Origin of the sequence: Sphingopyxis panaciterrulae, assembly GCF_014199295.1 — a bacterium.
Lineage (GTDB): Bacteria > Pseudomonadota > Alphaproteobacteria > Sphingomonadales > Sphingomonadaceae > Sphingopyxis > Sphingopyxis panaciterrulae.
Genome location: NZ_JACIJH010000009.1, coordinates 57,091 through 75,665 on the forward strand (window position 1 = coordinate 57,091; position 18,575 = coordinate 75,665).

An 18,575-nucleotide genomic window follows, 5' to 3' on the forward strand; every position below is an offset into this window, starting at 1 on the left:
AAGAAGGTGGTGTGCCGGACGGCGGTTGAAGGCGGCGTTCAGGCACCCGCGATCTGCGGCCTTTTCGCAGGAGACGAATTATGACCGAACCCCCGCTCGACACGCAAAGCCTGCGCGGCGCACAACGCGCCCTTCGGCGGATGAAACCGCTGGAGCGCGAGATATTCATCGCGATCCGGTTCGAGGATGCGACCTATGAGGATCTTGCTGCACGGCTCGCCATCCCCGTCGCCGATGTCGAAAATCATTTTGCATCCGGGATCGTCACGCTTGTTCAGGCGATGCGGGCCGAAAAGCGGCCATGGTGGAAATTCTGGGGGCGTTAGAAAATTGCGGATGCCCGGAAGGCCGTATCGGCAGTATAGCTGGCGCCGCGCTTCGACCGACTTGCCAGCACTCGGAATGTCGGCCAGATTCCGGAACGGACATGAAAATAGAAATCGATCATCTTCCAGCAAAGCGGCAGGGCGAACTCGAACGCATCAAGACGGTGCTGATGGAGGAGTTCGCGCGGTCGATCGAGCGAGCGACGCAGCCTGGCAAGCGCAACGGCAAGATCCTCAAGATCATCCTGTTCGGCAGCTACGCCCGTGACGATTGGGTGGACGAGCCAGATAACGGCTATCAGTCGGACTTCGATCTGCTCATCATCGTCAGCCACGAAGACCTGACCGACATCGCCGACTACTGGTATATCGCGGAAGACAAGATTCTGCGCGACCGGTCGATTGGGCGGACGGTGAACATCATCGTCCATACGCTGGCCGAGGTAAATCGGGCACTGACCCGCGGCGAGTATTTCTGGGTCGATATCATTCGGGACGGTATTCTGCTGTACGATCTGCCCAACCATGCACTGGCGACGCCGAAGCCACTTACAGCGGCTGATGCCTACGAGATGGCAAAGGAATACTTTGATGAAGGATATGCGGAGGCGGGTCGTCGATTGGAAGCTTTTGCTTTTGAATTTGATAAAGCAAAAGGCGATAAGGGATGGTTGAAAGGAGCGGCCTTCGCCCTTCATCAAGCTGTAGAACGGCTCTACGGTTGTTATCTCCTGACAACGACCTTCTATTTTCCTCGTTCCCACAATATAAAATTTTTGCGTTCACTGGCTGAAGGGCAGGAGTCTCGGCTGATCCAAGCTTGGCTGCGGAACACCAAGATTGACCGACGGCGCTTCGAATTATTGAAACGTGCTTATGTCGAGGCTCGTTATTCGCCTAACTACGAGATAAGCGCAGATGATCTTGAAGCGTTGGCGGCTTCGGCCTGTAATTTACGCGACATCGTGCAGACGATTTGCATGGATCGAATAGAGCAGCTTCGTGTAGAATCGAAGAAATCCTGAAGATTTGCAGTTTTACATTGCTTTTTTATCAAACTCGCGCCAGACTGTACTGACTATGCAAATAGGAGTGCCGAGTCCATGTCGGAAATGAACGAAACGCTGGTTACATTGACCGCAGATATTGTTGCAGCGCACGTCAGCCATAATAATGTCACGGTGTCTGATCTACCAATGTTGATCCAAAACGTCCACTCCGCGCTCGCCGGATTGGATAAGGACGCCGAACCGGAGGCGCCGAAACAAGAGCCCGCCGTCTCGATTCGCTCATCGGTCAAGCCCGACTACATCGTCTGCCTTGAGGACGGAAAGAAGCTGAAAATGCTCAGGCGTTATTTGATGACGAACTTCGGCATGACGCCTGATGAGTATCGCGCGAAGTGGGGACTGCCCAAGGACTACCCGATGGTCGCGCCCAGCTATGCCGAAAAGCGGCGCACCCTGGCGAAGGAAATCGGCTTGGGCCGCCTGGATGGAGGACGCAAGAAAGGCGTTCCAGCACGGAAGGGGCGTAAACCGGCAGGCCAATAAGGTCGGCGGCGCTGAGCTTCTGCCTATTTGGCTGCCTTTATCCTGCGAGAACTTCCTTTAGCACGCGGGCTGTGACGGACTGCGCCGTCGAGACCAAGTGCGCCCTATTGTCGCGAAGCATCAAATTTCCGATAATCTTGCGAACGAATTCCGGGTCGACCTTCTCGACGACGGCCAATGCTGCGGAGCATCGGTCCTGGCCGCATTGTTTCATCGCAGCGACGACATAATCCGTGCCGAAATGATCGGCGACCGCCGCGAGGTCGAACATGTCTCGCGGTTGCAGGCTGCTACCTCGATAATAGATTTTCTTCGCGATAATCTCGTCCGGGCGATCCATCGTCACTTGGTGGCCGTTCACTTCGCGAGACGAGGTTGGATATGCAAGAATATGCGAGCAGCATATGAAGTCGATCTCGCCCAGATCCTGATAGGCCAGACGCAATGTTCGCGTTCCGTCGGTGGAGTAGCTGCTCGGCTTCGATGCGATCCGATATCTCTGCGTCTCCGGGTTCAGATACGGTAGCAGCTGAGGGTCATCGATGAAGATGTCGATATCGTAGCTTTCGCGATGATCGATTTCGAGCATCAGCGCGGTGCCCCCGCCAAAACTCCATTGCGGTTTGAAGCCGATGGCCTCTTCGGTTTTGCTGATAATTTCTACGGCGCAGGTAAACAGCTCCGCCCAGTGGCTTGGATGGGCGGCCCCCATTTATGCCGCCAGCGGCAGACTATAACCGGAAACCTTTTCGAAGGCGCCTGCGACCCTGCCGACGGCGGCTGCGTCGAGACCCATGTGCTTGACGAACGTCTTTTGCAGGGTGGGCGCGACTTCGGAGAAAAACGCGAACGCGGACGCATTGAATGTCTTGGCGCTATTCGGGTCGATAATCAGCGCCGCAAGCTGATGCGCGGACAGGTTCGCGCCATAAGGCGCGTTCACCGTCGTCATCACCTGAATCTCTACACCAGTCATCGTCATCTCGATATTCCGGCTTTATGCCGCCGCATCTATATATGACTTCGGGATTACCAAAACAAGAAAGCCAGTCAGCCGGCTCCTGAGCGACGGGGGGCTCGTTTTTCGCCATGCGGCTTTTCGAGCCTCTGCACGCTGTCTTCTCGCCAGCACCATCCCCGCGACGTGACCGAACCGACCGGTTCGCTCGCGCCAAGCTGAAACAAGCCACGGGCAGAGGGCATGGCGGTCGGGGATGGCAATGCGGACGATGGGGGCTTCGACGTCGAGGAACGTCGGACTCGCTTCTGCCGCCTGATGCTCGCCGAACGCCATATCATCGCCCGCTATCTCAAGCAGAATGACTGGAACCATGCGGGCTTCATCATGCTGCTCGAACTCTATGTCGCCACCGGACCGCTTTCCGTTTCGAGCCTCGGATATGCGAGCGGCGCATCGCTGGCGACCGCGGGACGGCTCGCTGCCGATCTCGAGATCCGGCACCTTATAACCCGCAGCAAGGACCCTCACGATGCGCGCCGAACCCATATCACCATGGCCCCGCGCGGCTACGCGGCGATGCGATGCATCATCGACGACTGCGGGGCTGCGCGCGGGAGGTTGCAGCCTCTCGAGATATAGCGCGGAGTGGGGCGAGTGCGGGCGGCAGAGCGGGAAGCGGAGGGGTGTGGTATTGGAACGAGAGGGGAGGATGTCCTTCTTTTTGGCGCAAAAACGCGATTCCTTTCTGATGCTGTCCATGATATGTTCTGCGGCGAGCAAAGTCATGGCCGATAGTCTATCTTCACCAGCATCCGAAGCCGCCATCCCGCAGCCCAAGGCTGCCGATTGGCTTTGGCGGCCGTGGTACGCCAAGCTCTGGTGGACAGCGATTCCGCTCTATTGGGGCGCTGCGATCGCCTCGCTCAAGGTTCCGGCGATGTCGCCGTTTTTCGATAGGGCTTTCGCGGGCTATCTGAACATGCTGTTCTTTCCGTTCACGGCGCTGCTCGTGCTGGGTTTCGGATTTGTCCACGCATGGCTTGACAGGCCGCTCGTGGGTGATCCGCGCTCGGATGAAGAGTTCGAAGAACTCGAATGTATGAACACCGAGGACGAGGAGTGGGAGCGTCTTGGCCCTCATTGGTCCGTGGATATCTATGACCCTCGCTCGGGTGGTCTCTACATCGGCAACCCCAACAGCCTTCAACATCCGGGGCGTCGATATTAGCGTTTCTTATTGTTATCGCCATCGAATGGGCCGTTCGCCAAATCCGTAGAAAATCTTCCCTTGCTGAGGATCGTCGATTGTTCGAGCGAAGTCATAGGTCCAGTGATGTCGGCTGTACCGCGGGCGGAATCAGCTTGGTCGAGATAGCGATTCCTCAGCCCTTCCTGTCCGAGAACTTGCCGGTGCAATTCGCGGGTAAAGGTGGCTTCTGGGGTGGCCGAGCGCGCAGCGGCGCGCTCGGCTGCAGAAATTGCGCCTCGGACATCGTAGTTGACGATATCGAGCGATGCTTGGGCAGTTTCGTTGCTTATGCCAATGTCGGTGCTGTTGAAACCTATGCCACCGGAAACGCGACCTTTTGACGACTTGGATGTCCGCGGGCGCCCCTTTGGCCCGCCGCTGTGAGAAGCGTAGTCGCCGCTTTCCGCGCTTGCCCCTAAGTTTCCGTCCACAGACGTACCCATAGACACGTTATCTTGCGCCGTTCGCACTATCGCGCGCTGCCACCCTGTCTGTGCGATGACCGCCGACACGTCGCGCTGCAGAGTGTCGGCAACCTGCGGATTAAGCCGCCACTCGCCCTTGCGATCCATCTCGAACCCGCCCTTGAGCCAGTTCGCCATCATCGCCTGGCCCTCGGGGCCGCTGCTCAGCATATGCTCGATCGTATCGGGTCCCGCCTGTTTGCCGGCCTCATATTTGGTGCTGGTATCGCTGCGCGCCGATTGCGCGAACCCCGTGCTGCTCGACACCAGCAGGTCATTGTCTGCGAAGCTGAACCGCGCGCGGCCGCCCCCGGCAATTGCCCCATATTGACTGTCATTGATGAGCCCGGCGCGATGAAGCTGTTCCGCAACTTCCGACGAAACATTGAGATTGAGGTCGCCATTCTGCGCTATCGCGAGCTGGCGTTTCGTCATAGTGATGCCTTCGGCGCGCAGCAGTCCCTGCATACGCGATAGCCGTTCATTCTCCACCACCCGTGTCAGCCGTTCGTTGCGCGCGCGATCGGCGATGCCCGCCGCGCCGCCCTCGGCCATTTCGACCTGATTGCCCGCCGTGCGGTTGAGCGCTCCGATGAAGGCATCGAGCCGCGCGGCCTCGCGGGTCGATACGCCCGCCGCCGCCGCGCCTTCCGCAAACCCGAAATTGTCGCTCTGCCGCCGCTGCTCGCCGATCCGCGCGGCGCTGCGAACGCCGCCATGGCCGACCTCGCGCTGCGCATCGAGCTTGCCCGACCGCTCGGCGAAGTCGTAGCCCGCTGCTTCGCGCGTACGGCCATAGACGCTCGCGCCTTCGTGCCCGGCCTCGGCGGTTGCGCCGTCGGCGGTGCCGAGCTGGACCGAGGCGTTGTACATTTCGAGAGCGCGCATGACCTGCCCCTCGTTGCGGCCCGTCGAGCGCGAAAGCGAGGAAATCGCCGTCGAACGGGCCTCGCCTGACAGGGTATTGATGAATCCGATGCGGCGCGAGGTTTCGTCGACGGAGAGGCCGAGCATCGCCGCCGCATTCCGCTGACCTTCATTATTGCCGGTGCGCCATGCCTGTTCGGTCGCGACATTGCGCCGCTCGATGCCTGCGACATTATCGCCGGCGTAATCGCGGCGGCCTTCCATCGCGCCGACCTGGATCCGTGCGCCTGTCAGGTCGTTTCGCAGCATCTGTTCCTGCTCGTAGCTGTTGGCGATGAGCTTGGCGAAGGTCGGGTCGGCCGACGCCTGCGCGATTACCGTCGAGGCCTTGAGATCGGCATCCTTGCCTTCATAGCCGTTTCGCTCGAAGTGCCGCCGCGCGCCCAGGAACATCATGTCATAGGCGCGCGTGTCCCCGAAAGCCTTCCATTGCACCATGTTCTGCGTGAAAGCCGCGAAGGCACGCTCGCCCGATTGTCCCTCCCCGAAATAGCTCGTGCCGAGGGCGCGGAGCGCGTCCTTCTCGGCAAAATTGTGAATCGCCGAGGTGGTCGCGTTGGCGCGCACGGCGGCGGCGGTTGCGGGATGCGAGAGGTCGCGGCCGACGAGAGCAGGGGCAAGACCACCAAGTTCACGCGCGGCATCGGTCGCGCCGAGTGCGAAACCCGTCGTTCCCGCCGCACCGGGCGTGCGGTCGGCCAGATATCCGCCGGCCGCACCGAACGCCCGGTTGCTGCCGAGCGTCGACCGCTCCCCGAAATCCCCAAAGCTCGACACCGCGCTGCGCCGCGCCATCGTGCCGGTCGCGGAGGCCTGCGCTTCGAGCGCCTGCGCCCGGCCTTCGTTCGTCACGATCGGCGTCGCTGCCACAGTTCCCTGGCCCTGCGCGCCGAGCGCGCCGCTGGTGAACGAGGTGAAGACATTGCCCGAGAAGCGGAAAACAGTGAAGACGAAGGCGCCGGCGAGACCCGCTGCCGCGGTGCGGAAGCTGCCGAAGATCGCGAGCGCCTTCATCGCCGAAGAAGGCGCCAGCATCCAGGCATTGGCGGCGACATGGTTCGAGCGCATCTCCGCGAGCACATCCATCGCGCGCCCGAGCGTGAGCTGGTAGATGCCGGCGTCGATCACGCCCCACATGGCGACGAACACGAACAGACCAAGCGCGAAGGAGGCGACGCGCAGGTTGATCGGGGTCAGGATGAAGAGCAGCGCGATCGGCATCATGAACAGCATGATGCCGAACACCGTCGCGCGGATCGTCGGCATCCATTCGTTGGCGGTCGACATGGTCGCAAGCCCACTCGATACGACCGCGCGGTTCGCCATGACGCGCGCGGCTGTGGCCGGACTGTCCTCGAACAGCACGTCGCCGACGGCGTTTCCGAGATTGATGTTGGTCATGAGTTGCTGGAGCGTCAGTGGCGTCGCGAGCATCGTGTCGCCGAGCGCGCCGAGGTTCGACCGACAGCGCTGAAGCTGGCTCGTGTTGGCCACATCATAGCCGGTGCGTTCGCAAACCTGCCGACTATAGTCCTCGAACAGCGCCGGATCGGACAGTCGATCCGAGATATAGGTCCAGGCTTCGGTGCAACTTACGGTGGTGCCGCCCTTGTCGGTCGCGGTGAAGACGGTCGAGAAGGTCGCAGGCCCCGCCATCGCCGCGAAGGCGGCGGGGAGGTCCGTCGTCGTGCGGAACAATTGATCGTCATCGACGCCATAGGCCGGTGACACCCGCGCAACCGGATAGCATTGGCGCACATAATCCTTGATCGTCGCATCGAGAAAGCTGTCGGTCATGGGACCGCGTGGGCTAACGGCGTTGAGGAACAGGTCGAAGCTGTGCCCGCCCGCGCCGAACTCGAGCTTGGCATTGGGGTCGAGCGTGTTGTCGTCGATCGTCTCGGCGATCGCGCGCTCCATCATGTTGGTGACGCCCGCGACCAGCACGATCAGGTTCGGCACGTCGCCGACGGGTTGATAGGCGTTGCGGACCCGGTCGTAGACATGGACCGTGCCCGTCGTCGCGACGAGGCCGACGAAAAGGCCGACGCCGACGAGCGTCTGGAACCCGAAGGCCACGATCCCCATGCCGTTGCCGCGCACACTCGCGATAAGCGCGCCGAGCGCGATCCCGGCGACCGCGATGATGACGACCAGCGTTTCGTACCGCGGATCGGCAAAGATCATCGAGACGAGACGGAAAGCATCGACCGTCTCGTTGAACCCGTTATAGGTGTGGAAGCTGGTTTCGAGGGCGAACGCGGCCGTCGGTGTGGCAGCGGCAAGAGCAGCTAGGAGTGCTGAGAAGGAGCGGGCGCGCATGGTCAGCGATTGCGGTTGGCGGCGGCACCGGCGGCGTCGCGCGCGTCGCGGTCGCGCTGGCGGACGAGACCGGCGTAGTTGGCAGAGAGGTTGGTCTGCTCGAGCGCCGCCATATAGGATTGGCGCATCTGCGCACGCTGGCGCAGCACCTCGTCGCGGAGGCCCTGCAACTGCTCGATCCCCTTGCTGAGGATACGGGTCTGGCAGACATTCGCATTGCCGGCATCGGCAGCGCCTGCTACCGTTGCCCCGCGCTCGGCGTTCGACAGCGCATAGTCGATGCTGCGGGTGAGATCATTGAGCATCTGGTAGGCGAGGGTGAGGGCGACAAGTTCGTCGGTGTCGCCGATCACGCTGTCCTCGACGCCCTCGCGGACGCCCCATTCGAGTATCCGGTAGACGGGAAGCGTTTTCACATTGGCGACGAACTGGCGTTCCTCTGCCGTCAACGCGGAGCGCGTGCGGATCTTGGTGGCGATCGCCTGCATCCGTTCGCGCGCGAGGATGAGCGCGCCGCGGCCCGGCCCGTCGACCTGGCAGTCGGCGCCGGTCGGTGGGACGTTGAGCGCGCGTGACTGGACGCGGCCGGTCAGGAAATCGTCGACCCCCTCGGTGTCCTGCCGCGGGCACGCCGGGATCGCCGAGAAGAGCGGCACCTTGTCGGTCGCATCCCAGCGCATATAGACGTCGCCGACGCGGGCGCGCATGACGCCGGTCCATTCGCCCGCGCCGACGCGCGCGGCGGCATGGGCGAGCAGCGAGCCGGTGCGGAAGATGTCGGTGACCTCGCGCGGGCAGTTGGCGAGCGCGTCGCGCAGATCCTCGGTCGGGTTGTTCTGGTTCGCCTGGATCTTCTCGCGGCTCTGCTGATAGCTTTTCGCATAGCCTTCCTTGATCGACTTGTAGCCGGTCATTTCTTCGATGATGCCCGACATATTGTCGTCGCCCTTGGCGATCTGGACCATGCGGTTGGCGAGACGGCAGTCATTGACCTGGATCGAGTTCAGAAAATTGGTCGCCGCCTCCATCTTTGAGATGATGTTGCCCATCTTCTCATCGAGCGTCTCGAGAAGATATTGGAACGCCACCGCCGGCGCGGCTTGCAGGATGCTCTCCAACTTCTGGACGAGGTAATCCGGGTCGAGGAAGGACATGCCGCCGAGGAACATGTCGATGCCGCCGCAGCCCGCCTTCACCTTCGGGAGGGTCAGGCTCATCAGATAATCATTGTGGACATCGACGCGGCCCGAGAAGCCGCCCGCGGTCACATAGCCACGCGCCTGGTCCTCGAAGCTGCCGGGCGAGGTATAGGTGACATTGTCGAACCAATGCTCGGCCCAGTTCTGCGCGGCAGCCGGGGGCGATGCAGCGGCAGCGATGAGAAGCGCCAAGATGACCTGACGGGGGCGACAGAGGGGATTGGTCATGGCCGGTCTTCCAAAAAGGGGATCGTGGCGGCGCGGGCGTGTGCTGCTTTTGGATTTTGGAAATCCGGCAAAATTAATTTGCGGGCGCGCCGCACTGAACCGTGCCGAAGCTGTCCGAACGTGCGTCCCCACTATTTTGGGTCTCCTCCGAGCGGAGGGCCGATCTGGCAGGACGCTTCCGCAGCTTGTGCATGGAATGGGCGCTTCGTATCGCGCTCACAACGGGAGGGGCACGCTCGCGCCTATGGAAGGCAGGGACGTGCTGCTTTCTCTATGTTGGCGCGACGGATTGCAATGCTCCCCGGATCGCATTATGTGTATAGATATAGATAAGGATACACATCATGCGGACAAACATTGTCATCGACGATAAGCTTATGGACGAGGCTCTGCGTGCGACTGGACTCAAGACGAAGCGAGAAGCCGTCGAGCTCGGTTTGCGTACGCTTCTCAGGCTTCGCAATCAGCAGAACATTCGCAAGTTTCGGGGTAAGCTTGCATGGTCCGGGGATCTCGAAGCCATGAGAACCGATGGATGATCCTTGTCGATTCAAGCGTCTGGATAGATTATTTTCAAGGCAACCCTACGCCGGAAGCCGAGCGGCTCGATATGTTGCTCGGCAGCGAGCCATTGCTCATAGGCGACATAATTTTGGCCGAAGTGCTACAGGGCTTCAGCAAAGACCGCGATTTCAACACCGGATTGCGGTTGATGGGATCGCTTGAGCTGATTGAAATCGGCGGTCGCGAGATCGCAGTCCAGGCGGCACGTAACTTCAGGCACTTGCGCGCCAAAGGCATCACGATTCGCAAAACGATCGATACGCTCATTGCTACGCGTTGCATCGAAGATGGCATATCGCTGCTACACCGCGATCGTGACTTCGATCCATTCGTGGAGCATCTCGGTCTTGCCTCTGCCATGCCGGACGAGTGAGCTAATATTGCAAATATGGACTCAAGCTCCAGCGATGAGAGGTTAATTGAGCGGCGGGTATCTCACTGCTGCGGTCCGATGACGCCTGGATGCCCCAAACACTCCTCTATGGTCTGGCTCTCGACCGACTTTGCTCCGTCGGTGTAACTCCCACAATCCCGGTGAACTTAGAAAGCGCGCGGACGCCGACGGCAGGGCGAACCCCGGTGAGCATCTTGGCGGCGAGGTAAAGGTTGCGCGCGAGGTTAGGCGCATGGTCCGTCCCGATCGCGACGGGTACGATACGGTTCTGGTCGGCCGCCGGGCGCGCCCATACGACCGGATGACCGATCCACGGCAGCCCGAGACGACCCGAGTGCAGCATCGCTTCCTGCTCACCGATTGCGCGAACCTCCCAGCCGTAGTGGGAGCGAAGGCTGCCGAGCTTCGTCCAGAGGTCGGCGCAGGGGACGCATCCGGGCGCCGTGCTCACCTCGATGACGAAGATGCCGCGCTGACCTCGCAATGTCTCGCCGAGGTCCGGAGGAAAGGCCCGCGTGACTGGCACCCGGTCGAGCCAGCTGTTCATCTCGGTTATTGTCGCGACCGGGTGGATCGCAGCGCGTGCAGCTACCTCGCGGCCGACCATTTGGGCGCCCGCAGGCGAACCGAATATAACTGCCGCACATGCCAGCGTAAGGATATTGGCTCGCCTAAATCCATCTTGCAGGTAAGGGCATTTTTCCTTACATCGGATAACGGAAAGGATATTCCGTATGAACGCCGTTACGATCACGACAAAGGGACAGATCACACTGAGAAAGGAGTTGCTCAGGCATCTCGGCGTCCATCCCGGCGACAAGATCAGCTTCGACAAACTTCCTGGCGGAGAGATCAAAATCCGGGCGATCAGACCGTCAGGAAAGATTGAGAATTTCTTCGGATCTTTGAAGCGAGAAGGCCAACGGCCGATCTCGATCGAAGAGATGAAAGAGGCGATTGAAAAGGGCTGGGCGGGCCAGCTGTGAAGATTACGGCGGACACCAACATCCTCGTTCGAGCAGCAACGTTGGACGATCCCGTTCAGGGAGCCGTCGCGCAGAAGCTCATGAAGCAGGCCGAAACTGTCGCTGTGACGCTTCCGGCATTGTGCGAGTTCTGCTGGGTGCTCGGGAGAGTGTACCGATATGAATCGGCGAGAGTCGCTGCATCTATCCGATTTCTTATTGACGCGGAAAACATCGCAGTCGACCGGCAAGCTGTCGAGGCAGGGCTTGCCGTGTTGGACGAGGGTGGGGACTTTGCCGATGGCCTCATCGCCCACGAAGGCCAATGGCTCGGCGGCGAGACATTCGTCAGCTTCGACCGCGAAGCTGTCGGTCTGCTGAAGAAGCAAGGGCACGACGCGCTTATTCCCAAATGAACCCGATGCTGCATTGGCAGTATTGTGCAGCTTCGCCATTGTCCCTGTCATCGCTGTGGTCCCAGGCCGACCCCGACGTGGTCGCCCACGAGCACGCGCGGATCGGTCGCCGACACTGGCCCATTCGACAGCGCATCGAAGAAGCCGTCTTCCTCGCCCGCGCCGGTCAGGAACTGCTCGGGCCTGATGTCGCCGAGCAACAGCCGCACTGCCTGATAGGTGGTCTGCGCGAGATTGGGATAGGATTCGACGCCGCTCGCGATCACCATGCGCTGCGCGCCGCCGCGGCGGATCACCATCGTCGTCGGCGTGATCTCGACCCCAAAGCGCTGTCCGAGTTCAGGCCGCTGGTCGATGTCCATCTGAGTGACCTGCCAGCCTGTTTCCTCGCGGAACCGCTCAAGGATCGGCCATTGCACGCGGCAATAGCCGCAAGAGGCGCGCGAGAACATGACCAGCGCGAACTGCCCCGCATGGGCGCGCAGATAGTGGCGCCGGATCGCGTCCTTCTCGGCGCTCATCGCCGAACGTGCGTCGCCGACCATCGGGTTCGCCGACTTGGCGCTGATCTCGGGGTTTTGCAGCAGCGCGAGCTGCGTGACGCCGGCGAAGGCGCGGGCTTTCCTTCGCGCAAAATCCTGCAACCGCCAGAAATCCGCGACCGCATCGACCGTCAGCACGGTGGCGGCATAGTCGCGTTGCTGTTCGATCAGCTTGCGGATTTTGGGCGGCGTCCAGGTCGCAAGCTCCGCCATCGGCGGGATAGCAGGTCTCAGGAGCGCGTCGCGTTCGGGCTCGCTCGGCTCCGGCGGCGGTGCCTGATACCACCAATAACCCTGTTTCGGCTCGGGCGCGCGAGCGGAGGAAGCGCTTTGCGCCGTCGCGGCGGTCGTCGCCGAGAGGGCGAGGCCGGACAGAAGCGCCAGGCGCATCACAGCAGCTTCTCCACGCGCGTGAGGCGCGCGATCGGCACCGGGCCGTAATAGCGGCTGTCGAACCCGCTCATGTGCTGCGATCCGACGAAGACGGTGCCGGGCTCGATCAGCCCGTTGGCCGGACGCCAGTAATCGAGCTTTTGCCCGTGCCTTCCATATGGCTTAGTCACTCCGAGCAGTTCGCCTTCGCAATAATACCAGCCTTCCATATGATCGGGGATGATGGTCGACGGCTTCTCGATCAGCGAAATCCGCTCGCCCGGCATGCAGAGCGCGCGTTTGGTCACATTGACCGGGTCAGGGCCAGCGAGCGGATGCGACAGCTTGAACATGACGAGATCGCCCTTGGCGATCGGACCGGGGCTCACGCGCACCACCAAGGCGTCGACCGACGGCGACATCACGAGCGTTCCTTGCGGGATGGCCCAAAAGGTGAGCAATCCGAGCGGGATCACGATCGCGCAGGCTCTCCAGAGCCGGTCGGGACGAGCAGGCTCTCCGAGCCCTTCGGCGCCGAGCGCGACGGCCGCGCGGCACGGCAGATTCTTGAGACCGATGGCCAGATGCTTACCGGCCTTCCAGACGAGACTGAGCATCGCGCACTTCCTCCTTTCCACCAAGACGGGCGATTTCTTCGAGTAGGCCAGAAAGAGCCGCGTCGCCGTAAACAACCTGCGCGGCGCGGGGGCTTTCGTCCTCGCGCTCGCAATAGGGGAGAGCCGGATCGCCGGGGATCATTGCGAGCGCGGGAACGCGCGTGACGCCGTGCTGGCGGAAGACGAGCGGATCGACGATGAGCTGGACGTCGCGCATCGCGCAGGCGGGACCTTCGCATCCGGGATCGAGGCGGAGGATCTCGGCGGTCAGCTTCGCCATCGGCGCGACCTTGGTCATCCCGCCCGGCATGCCGCGAAAGGCGATCACGCCGCGCGCCTTCTCGAGCTGCGCGGCATAGGTGCGCAGTGTCGCCGTCGGCATCGAGGAGGAGGCGAAGAGCACCGGGACCCACCCCTTCGCCGCTGGCGTGGGGCCGGCATCGGCGACGGCTTTCATGTCGGGCGCCTCGAGGCCCAGCGCCTGTTCGAGCCGCTTTGCCATCGCCGCGCGCTCGGTCGCGAAACGGTCCTTGCCGGCTTCCAGCGCCTCGACCGCGCGGGCTTTCATGGCGGGGGAGGGCGTATGGCTCCGCATCGCCTCGAAGGCGCGGCGGCGCTCGGCTTCGCTCGGCTCCGGCATTACTGTTGGGCCAGTCTGCGGTTCCGCCTTGCGCCGCGCGATGGCGCCGCGCAGTCGCTCCATCGTGGCATCGCCTTCGGCTTCAATGTCGGCGCGCCCAGACGAAGGGGATTCTTCGTCCGGTGCTCCCGGCGATATCTGTCCGGCGGCAAGGCTTGCGAAGCCGACCGCGCCGCCGAGCGACAGCGCGATCGCGAAGCGCAGGTCAGCGGCCGATGGCCTGGTAATAGGCATCGATACGATCCTTCATGTCGATCTGGATGTCGGCCTGCGCGCGGGCCTCGATCTCGGAATAATATTCGGACAGGTCCATTTTGCTGAAATCGAGCGCCTGGAACTCTTCGGGCGTGAAACCTCGGCAATTCGGGGTCTTCACCGGGCCCCAGCCGTCCGGAAACGACTTCAATTGCGGGCGCCCCTGTTCCTGGATGATTCGGCCGAGCTTGGTGTTGAAGCAGCAATGGCTCTTCGACTTCTGGACGCAGATGCCGAGAATCTTCGAGCTGCAATAGCTGCCGACCTCGACGCACATGCCCGACCCATTGAGCATGCCGACCTCCATGTCTTGCTGGTCACACGAAGTGAGCAGGAACTCGATCATCACGTTGATCGCGAGGCTGATCGCGATCGAGGTCGGATCGAATCCGATCACAAGCGCATTGGCGCCCGCGCTCGCCGCCTGGCTCGCGGTCGCGCCCGCCTGGAAGGCGGCGTAGGCGGCCTTGGCCCCGGTGAACACGCCCTTGGCGATCGCGATCTTGGTCTGGGTCGACGCGATCGAAGACCCCATGCCGTCCTTGACGATCTTGCCCTTGTCCTTGCAGCAGTTCGAGAACGTCGTCTTGAGACCCGCGGGGCGGCAGCGCAGCGCGCGGCCGCCAAAGATTTCGATGTTGCCGAGGCAATTGCCTTCGGCGTCGATGGGACCATCGGCGGGTGCGCCCGGATCGTCGATCACCGGCTCGTCTTCGATCGGGGTCGCGGCCGCATCGATGCAGGCATTGGGCGTACACGCGGGGACGCCGCCACTCGCGGGCGTCTGGCACGCATATTGCGCTCCGAGCGGGCACGACCAGGCGCCGCCGGGTTCGGGCGCACACCATGTGCGCTCGAGCGGGCATTGCCAGCCGCCGCTCGTCGTGCCGACGCAGCTCGCCGTCTCGCCGGGGCCGTCGGCGTCGCCGCTGCCGTCGAGATCGACCGCGCACAACTGCTGGGCCTGCGCCGGGGTCGCGGCGAAGGCACTGCCGATCAGGATACCCGCGATCACCAGCGCAATCAGCAACACGCGGTGCGGCCAGAGAAGATCGCGCCAGATCATCGCGCCGTTGCCGTGCAGGCAAGATCGGCACCGGCGAGCCGCACCGTCTGCATCATCACCACCGCTTCGGGGAAATCGTCGAGGCAGCCGCAGGCCGAGACGATCTGTTCGCCGGGTCCCGCCGGACAGACATTGTCACTGGCGCAGGCGTGGTAGAAGGTATCCCAGCCGGTCGGGTTCGTTTGCTTCGCGCCGACGATGCCATCCGGCGCGGCATCGCTGTTCACCTTGGGGGCTCGGGTTTTGCAGATGGCCTCGCAGCGCGGAACCGAGCCGCGGTCGGGGAGCGCGAAGGGGCGGGTCGAGGCGACTGTTCCGCCATCGGTGGTCCGCACGCGATCGGCGAGCATCGTCTCGGTCGAATGGTCGATGATATAGGCGCCGCGCGACAGGTCCGGCTCGGGCAGCACGCCATTGTCGACAACGCATTTGTACGTCCGCTCGCGCCGGAAGAAATCGCGGGTAAGCTGGATGGTGCAGGAGTCGGTGCCGAAAAGGCGCGTTTGCGGCAGCGGCCTGAGGCCGGTGCCGACGCCATTATGGAAGGTCTGGACCGTGTCGACACTCTCGCTGTCGAGGCGGCACTTGGGATCGGCGCCATAGCCCGAGCAAAGATCGACCAGCCGCTCGCGCGGCTCGCAACCGGGCGAGACGCGGATATCGACGTCGACGAGCCCCCATTGGGTGGTCAGAGGTGCACCACCACCTCCGCCCCGGACGCGCGCTGACACGCTTGTCGGACCTGCTCTCAGATCGGCGGTGAAATCATAGGACGTGTAATTGCGCGCCGCGCCGCCGTCGGTGCGACAGTCGCCAGAGGGTAAGCCGATTGTCAGCCACGGTCGCGGCCCAGCTGAGCCGACGATACGGCCATTGATGCGGCCTTGGACCCAGTCGTCGGCGCCCATTTCAACAATCCGCGCCGAGACCAGCTTCGCGGGGTCGCTCACTGCAAAACTCGCGGTGAAGATCGGCGGCGAGCCGCTGCAATTGCCGTCGCCGATGATGCGATAGCGGCGGCAACCCTCGCCGCAGTCACGCACGGAATAGATCGCCCCCGAAGCCGAGACGATGTCGTCATAGGTCAGCGGCAGAAAGCTGATCTCGCGCTCGATCGTGCAGGCGCGGACCTGCTCGGCTCGCCCCGTGCCCGCAGGCGAGCCGGCCAGCGACTGGAATAGACTGTTTGCCTCGGACGCGGCAAAGGCATCGCCCTGGATCGTAGTGGGATTGGCGCGATAGGCCGTCTGGGGCAGGGCGGGGTCGGGGCTGCATGCCGTCGACTGCGCGCCGACATATTGGATGAGCGGACCGTTGACGCGCGCGTCGGCGACACCGATGCGCGGATCGTGGGTCGAGAGGGCGCCGATCGCGCCGCCGCCAAGATCCTTCAGGACCGAGGGCAGATTGCCCATGACGAGGTTCGCGCCGCAGCTGTTGTTGATGCAGTAGCAGCCGGCAAGCTCGGGCATCTCGACTTCGGAGAGCTTCAGGTCGCCGCCGCTGTCGACATCCCATTGGAAAGTGCGGCAGCCAGTCCAGCTTCCGGGCTGGCACGAGATTACGCCGTTGGCGCAGATGCCCGACACTGGGACCGGTAGCGTCGAGACGCTGTCGAAAGTGCCGTCGATGTCCTTGTCGCGAGCGATGCGAACCGTCGTGATGTCGCCGCCCGCGCCGGGCTGGACCAGGAGTTCGAGGAAGTTCGCGGTCTTCTGGCAGGCGAGGTTCGGCGTGAAGGTCCGGCTCTTGTCGACGGTGGCTATAGGCTGTCCGCTGAGGCCCGGGTTGATGTAATTCTCGAGGATCGCTTCGCTGTCGCCGCTCTTCGCGCGCGCGGCTTCGGCCGCGGCGCGCGCACGATCCTCGACCGTCTGGGCAGAAGCCAGGCAGGGCAAGGCCGCAGACACGGACAACAGGACGAGGCACCGCGATTTCATAGCCGACCCCGGCCCATGGTCCGCGAACCATATGGGAGACGGAACAGGTCTCCCGCCCGGAATGGATCGCATCCGGGCGGGAGGAGCCGATAGGCGGCCTGGCCTTCGAAGACGGTCAGCACGGCCTTTGCCCGGGGACGCAGCGGGGTCTGGTCGTGTTGGTCCGCCGGCGAAGGAGCGTCAGCCGCCTCGGCTGGCGTTGGAGCGGCGCCCAAGGAGAGGGGGCTGGGCGCCGCTCCCGCCCCGCGCGCCTGCCGGCAGCCACCGGGGCTGTGGCGGGCAGACCGGGCCGATTCCCGGCTGCGCGTGGGGCGATCGGAGTGCGCCGGAACCGGCGCCGGGTCAGGGCGTCTGGATTCCGGCACAGCAAATCGCTTTCTCGAAGAGCATGAACTCGGCGTTGTCTTTGCCGGGCGCATGTTTGCCGGAGGTCCAGAGCGCGCCCGGACGGCCGATGTTGACGCACTTGCCGCCCTTCACCGGCTCCATCAGCTGGAGCTTGTATCGGCTCTTGGTCCAGATCGGCTGGGGTTTGAGCGAGCAGCCGTCCGCCGAGTGGATGGTGAGCGCGCCGAGGCGGCCCATCATGAAGGTTCCGCGCGCGGCGAGCCCGGCCCAGGCCTCGACGCGGTCGCCCATGTGGATGTCGCCGGCGATCGGATAGGTCGAGCCCCAGCTTCCCATGCACCAGAAGAGCGGATCGACGACTTTGCCCGCGGCCGCAGCAGCGCTGTCTGCCATGCAGGCGAGCCCTGCGGCGGGATTGCCGAAGAGGATCCCCTCGGGCTGGATGATCGCGCCGAGCGTTCCCGATTGCCAGGTTGGCAGCAACTCGGTCATCATCGCGACGTCGAAACCCTCGTCCTCGAAGCACGGCAGGTCGGTGAACATGTCGAGCATCTGCCAGACGGGGGCTTTGTAATAGTGCATCTGGGCGAAGAGCTTGGTCGTGTTGGTGCCGTCCGCGATCGAGGACTGGCTGCCTTGCAGGCGGCCGCCGGCCGGCATGATGTCGGCGCCGAGCGCCATCATGCACCCGGGCTCGGTCACGACGTCGACCATTCGGTTGGGCGTCCAGAAGCTCACCTTTACGCCAAACCAGAAGGTGACGCCCTTGCGGCAGGCGCAGAGCGGCTTCGAGACCGACTGTGCATCGAGCGCCTTGTCGAGCTTGTCATGGCTCCCGACCCGCACGCCGCCGATCGTGATCGGGAAGATGCAGTTCCAGCGTACCTTGGTTATGGGATTGAAAATCGTGTCGGTGGGACACTTGGAAGCGTGGGCTGGTTCAGCTGGAAACGCGAGGCTTGCGAGTAGCGCAAGAGCTGGGAGCGCTACCCTTGACCGCAACCACCGCTGGCGCTTCGCGCGCTCGCCCGGTGTGCCCGGGAAATAGCGCAAAACAGAAGGCGGGCGGCGAGCAGGCATAGCATCTCCGTTGCGCCGCGGGCGGACGCCGAGGGTTCGTCAAGGGTGGAAGAGTGGCGCTCGAACCCGCGGTTTGCTGGGAGTCGCTGCCTCGTCCGCAGACTGAGTTGCAATATGAGCCGGTGGGCGAGCAACGGGTGAGGAACG

General features: G+C 62.9%; 20 protein-coding genes. 9 read left to right on the forward strand and 11 right to left on the reverse strand.

Features of this window, described 5'->3' with window-relative positions:
* Positions 1 to 80 precede the first annotated feature (80 nt).
* The 3 genes from FHR21_RS13500 (at position 81) to FHR21_RS13510 (ending at position 1,879) form a co-directional block, all read left to right on the forward strand.
* Positions 81 to 326 carry a sigma factor-like helix-turn-helix DNA-binding protein gene (locus FHR21_RS13500; protein WP_184099163.1) on the forward strand — a complete coding sequence of 82 codons (246 nt, stop codon included), beginning with the start codon at positions 81 to 83 and terminating at the stop codon, positions 324 to 326.
* A 101-nt stretch (positions 327 to 427) separates the two neighbouring features.
* Positions 428 to 1,351, forward strand: a complete 924-nt coding sequence (locus tag FHR21_RS13505; protein ID WP_184099164.1) for a HEPN domain-containing protein — start codon at positions 428 to 430, stop codon at positions 1,349 to 1,351.
* Positions 1,352 to 1,429: 78 nt separating this feature from the next.
* On the forward strand, positions 1,430 to 1,879 hold the full coding sequence (locus FHR21_RS13510) for a Ros/MucR family transcriptional regulator (RefSeq protein ID WP_184099166.1): 450 nt from the start codon (positions 1,430 to 1,432) through the stop codon (positions 1,877 to 1,879).
* Between the two features lie 37 nt (positions 1,880 to 1,916).
* On the opposite strand, the gene FHR21_RS13515 is transcribed toward FHR21_RS13510, so the two are convergent.
* The gene (locus tag FHR21_RS13515; protein ID WP_184099168.1) at positions 1,917 to 2,591 is read right to left on the reverse strand and encodes a nucleotidyl transferase AbiEii/AbiGii toxin family protein; all 675 of its coding nucleotides are present in this window, start codon (positions 2,589 to 2,591) and stop codon (positions 1,917 to 1,919) included.
* Positions 2,592 to 2,831, reverse strand: coding sequence for a hypothetical protein (locus tag FHR21_RS13520; protein ID WP_246427222.1), 240 nt, complete (start codon positions 2,829 to 2,831; stop codon positions 2,592 to 2,594). It abuts the gene before it with no gap.
* Positions 2,832 to 3,080: 249 nt separating this feature from the next.
* Here FHR21_RS13520 and FHR21_RS13525 point away from each other — a divergent pair, with 249 nt between their 5' ends.
* Both FHR21_RS13525 and FHR21_RS13530 read left to right on the forward strand, forming a co-directional pair.
* A complete protein-coding gene (locus FHR21_RS13525; protein WP_184099170.1) occupies positions 3,081 to 3,479 on the forward strand; it encodes a MarR family winged helix-turn-helix transcriptional regulator in 399 nt (132 codons plus the stop codon).
* Positions 3,480 to 3,549: 70 nt separating this feature from the next.
* Entirely contained in the window at positions 3,550 to 4,068 is a 519-nt protein-coding gene (locus FHR21_RS13530) for a hypothetical protein (protein ID WP_246427223.1), read from the forward strand.
* Here FHR21_RS13530 and FHR21_RS13535 read toward each other — a convergent pair.
* Both FHR21_RS13535 and FHR21_RS13540 read right to left on the reverse strand, forming a co-directional pair.
* Entirely contained in the window at positions 4,065 to 7,802 is a 3,738-nt protein-coding gene (locus tag FHR21_RS13535) for a conjugal transfer protein TraG N-terminal domain-containing protein (RefSeq protein WP_184099172.1), read from the reverse strand. The genes FHR21_RS13530 and FHR21_RS13535 overlap by 4 nt on opposite strands.
* Before the next feature lie 2 nt (positions 7,803 to 7,804).
* On the reverse strand, positions 7,805 to 9,229 hold the full coding sequence (locus FHR21_RS13540) for a conjugal transfer protein TraH (protein WP_184099174.1): 1,425 nt from the start codon (positions 9,227 to 9,229) through the stop codon (positions 7,805 to 7,807).
* A 344-nt stretch (positions 9,230 to 9,573) separates the two neighbouring features.
* Between FHR21_RS13540 and FHR21_RS13545 the strand changes: the two genes are divergently transcribed.
* Positions 9,574 to 9,768 (forward strand): type II toxin-antitoxin system VapB family antitoxin, encoded by a 195-nt coding sequence (locus FHR21_RS13545; RefSeq protein ID WP_184099176.1) that lies wholly within the window; start codon positions 9,574 to 9,576, stop codon positions 9,766 to 9,768.
* Positions 9,765 to 10,166 (forward strand): type II toxin-antitoxin system VapC family toxin, encoded by a 402-nt coding sequence (gene vapC, locus FHR21_RS13550; RefSeq protein WP_184099178.1) that lies wholly within the window; start codon positions 9,765 to 9,767, stop codon positions 10,164 to 10,166. The genes FHR21_RS13545 and vapC overlap by 4 nt, the downstream gene beginning before the upstream one ends.
* Before the next feature lie 106 nt (positions 10,167 to 10,272).
* Here vapC and FHR21_RS13555 read toward each other — a convergent pair whose 3' ends face one another.
* Complete coding sequence (locus FHR21_RS13555) at positions 10,273 to 10,734, reverse strand: hypothetical protein (protein ID WP_420825288.1); 462 nt, start codon at positions 10,732 to 10,734, stop codon at positions 10,273 to 10,275.
* A gap of 187 nt (positions 10,735 to 10,921) precedes the next feature.
* Between FHR21_RS13555 and FHR21_RS13560 the strand changes: the two genes are divergently transcribed.
* Both FHR21_RS13560 and FHR21_RS13565 read left to right on the forward strand, forming a co-directional pair.
* Complete coding sequence (locus tag FHR21_RS13560) at positions 10,922 to 11,173, forward strand: AbrB/MazE/SpoVT family DNA-binding domain-containing protein (protein WP_184099180.1); 252 nt, start codon at positions 10,922 to 10,924, stop codon at positions 11,171 to 11,173.
* Positions 11,170 to 11,568, forward strand: a complete 399-nt coding sequence (locus FHR21_RS13565; RefSeq protein WP_184099182.1) for a PIN domain-containing protein — start codon at positions 11,170 to 11,172, stop codon at positions 11,566 to 11,568. The genes FHR21_RS13560 and FHR21_RS13565 overlap by 4 nt, the downstream gene beginning before the upstream one ends.
* 47 nt (positions 11,569 to 11,615) lie before the next feature.
* Here FHR21_RS13565 and FHR21_RS13570 read toward each other — a convergent pair whose 3' ends face one another.
* From FHR21_RS13570 to FHR21_RS13595, 6 genes are all read right to left on the reverse strand, one after another.
* A complete protein-coding gene (locus FHR21_RS13570; RefSeq protein ID WP_184099184.1) occupies positions 11,616 to 12,500 on the reverse strand; it encodes a conjugal transfer protein TraF in 885 nt (294 codons plus the stop codon).
* The gene (locus FHR21_RS13575) at positions 12,500 to 13,099 is read right to left on the reverse strand and encodes a S26 family signal peptidase (protein WP_184099186.1); all 600 of its coding nucleotides are present in this window, start codon (positions 13,097 to 13,099) and stop codon (positions 12,500 to 12,502) included. The genes FHR21_RS13570 and FHR21_RS13575 overlap by 1 nt, the downstream gene beginning before the upstream one ends.
* Complete coding sequence (locus tag FHR21_RS13580; protein ID WP_420825289.1) at positions 13,071 to 13,973, reverse strand: type-F conjugative transfer system pilin assembly protein TrbC; 903 nt, start codon at positions 13,971 to 13,973, stop codon at positions 13,071 to 13,073. The genes FHR21_RS13575 and FHR21_RS13580 overlap by 29 nt, the downstream gene beginning before the upstream one ends.
* Positions 13,945 to 15,060 (reverse strand): conjugal transfer protein TraN, encoded by a 1,116-nt coding sequence (gene traN, locus FHR21_RS13585; RefSeq protein WP_184099188.1) that lies wholly within the window; start codon positions 15,058 to 15,060, stop codon positions 13,945 to 13,947. The genes FHR21_RS13580 and traN overlap by 29 nt, the downstream gene beginning before the upstream one ends.
* Entirely contained in the window at positions 15,057 to 17,000 is a 1,944-nt protein-coding gene (locus tag FHR21_RS13590; protein WP_184099190.1) for a hypothetical protein, read from the reverse strand. The genes traN and FHR21_RS13590 overlap by 4 nt, the downstream gene beginning before the upstream one ends.
* Before the next feature lie 342 nt (positions 17,001 to 17,342).
* Positions 17,343 to 18,428 (reverse strand): TraU family protein, encoded by a 1,086-nt coding sequence (locus tag FHR21_RS13595; RefSeq protein WP_184099192.1) that lies wholly within the window; start codon positions 18,426 to 18,428, stop codon positions 17,343 to 17,345.
* Between the last annotated feature and the right edge of the window lie 147 nt (positions 18,429 to 18,575).

Coding starts and splice junctions, on each gene's coding strand:
- FHR21_RS13500 (WP_184099163.1), top strand. CDS start 81: ATGACCGAACCCCCGCTCGACACGCAAAGCCTGCGCGGCGCACAACGC.
- FHR21_RS13505 (WP_184099164.1), top strand. CDS start 428: ATGAAAATAGAAATCGATCATCTTCCAGCAAAGCGGCAGGGCGAACTC.
- FHR21_RS13510 (WP_184099166.1), top strand. CDS start 1,430: ATGTCGGAAATGAACGAAACGCTGGTTACATTGACCGCAGATATTGTT.
- FHR21_RS13515 (WP_184099168.1), bottom strand. CDS start 2,591: ATGGGGGCCGCCCATCCAAGCCACTGGGCGGAGCTGTTTACCTGCGCC.
- FHR21_RS13520 (WP_246427222.1), bottom strand. CDS start 2,831: ATGACGACGGTGAACGCGCCTTATGGCGCGAACCTGTCCGCGCATCAG.
- FHR21_RS13525 (WP_184099170.1), top strand. CDS start 3,081: ATGGCGGTCGGGGATGGCAATGCGGACGATGGGGGCTTCGACGTCGAG.
- FHR21_RS13530 (WP_246427223.1), top strand. CDS start 3,550: ATGTCCTTCTTTTTGGCGCAAAAACGCGATTCCTTTCTGATGCTGTCC.
- FHR21_RS13535 (WP_184099172.1), bottom strand. CDS start 7,802: ATGCGCGCCCGCTCCTTCTCAGCACTCCTAGCTGCTCTTGCCGCTGCC.
- FHR21_RS13540 (WP_184099174.1), bottom strand. CDS start 9,229: ATGACCAATCCCCTCTGTCGCCCCCGTCAGGTCATCTTGGCGCTTCTC.
- FHR21_RS13545 (WP_184099176.1), top strand. CDS start 9,574: ATGCGGACAAACATTGTCATCGACGATAAGCTTATGGACGAGGCTCTG.
- vapC (WP_184099178.1), top strand. CDS start 9,765: ATGATCCTTGTCGATTCAAGCGTCTGGATAGATTATTTTCAAGGCAAC.
- FHR21_RS13555 (WP_420825288.1), bottom strand. CDS start 10,734: ATGAACAGCTGGCTCGACCGGGTGCCAGTCACGCGGGCCTTTCCTCCG.
- FHR21_RS13560 (WP_184099180.1), top strand. CDS start 10,922: ATGAACGCCGTTACGATCACGACAAAGGGACAGATCACACTGAGAAAG.
- FHR21_RS13570 (WP_184099184.1), bottom strand. CDS start 12,500: ATGCGCCTGGCGCTTCTGTCCGGCCTCGCCCTCTCGGCGACGACCGCC.
- FHR21_RS13575 (WP_184099186.1), bottom strand. CDS start 13,099: ATGCTCAGTCTCGTCTGGAAGGCCGGTAAGCATCTGGCCATCGGTCTC.
- FHR21_RS13580 (WP_420825289.1), bottom strand. CDS start 13,973: ATGCCTATTACCAGGCCATCGGCCGCTGACCTGCGCTTCGCGATCGCG.
- traN (WP_184099188.1), bottom strand. CDS start 15,060: ATGATCTGGCGCGATCTTCTCTGGCCGCACCGCGTGTTGCTGATTGCG.
- FHR21_RS13590 (WP_184099190.1), bottom strand. CDS start 17,000: ATGAAATCGCGGTGCCTCGTCCTGTTGTCCGTGTCTGCGGCCTTGCCC.
- FHR21_RS13595 (WP_184099192.1), bottom strand. CDS start 18,428: ATGCCTGCTCGCCGCCCGCCTTCTGTTTTGCGCTATTTCCCGGGCACA.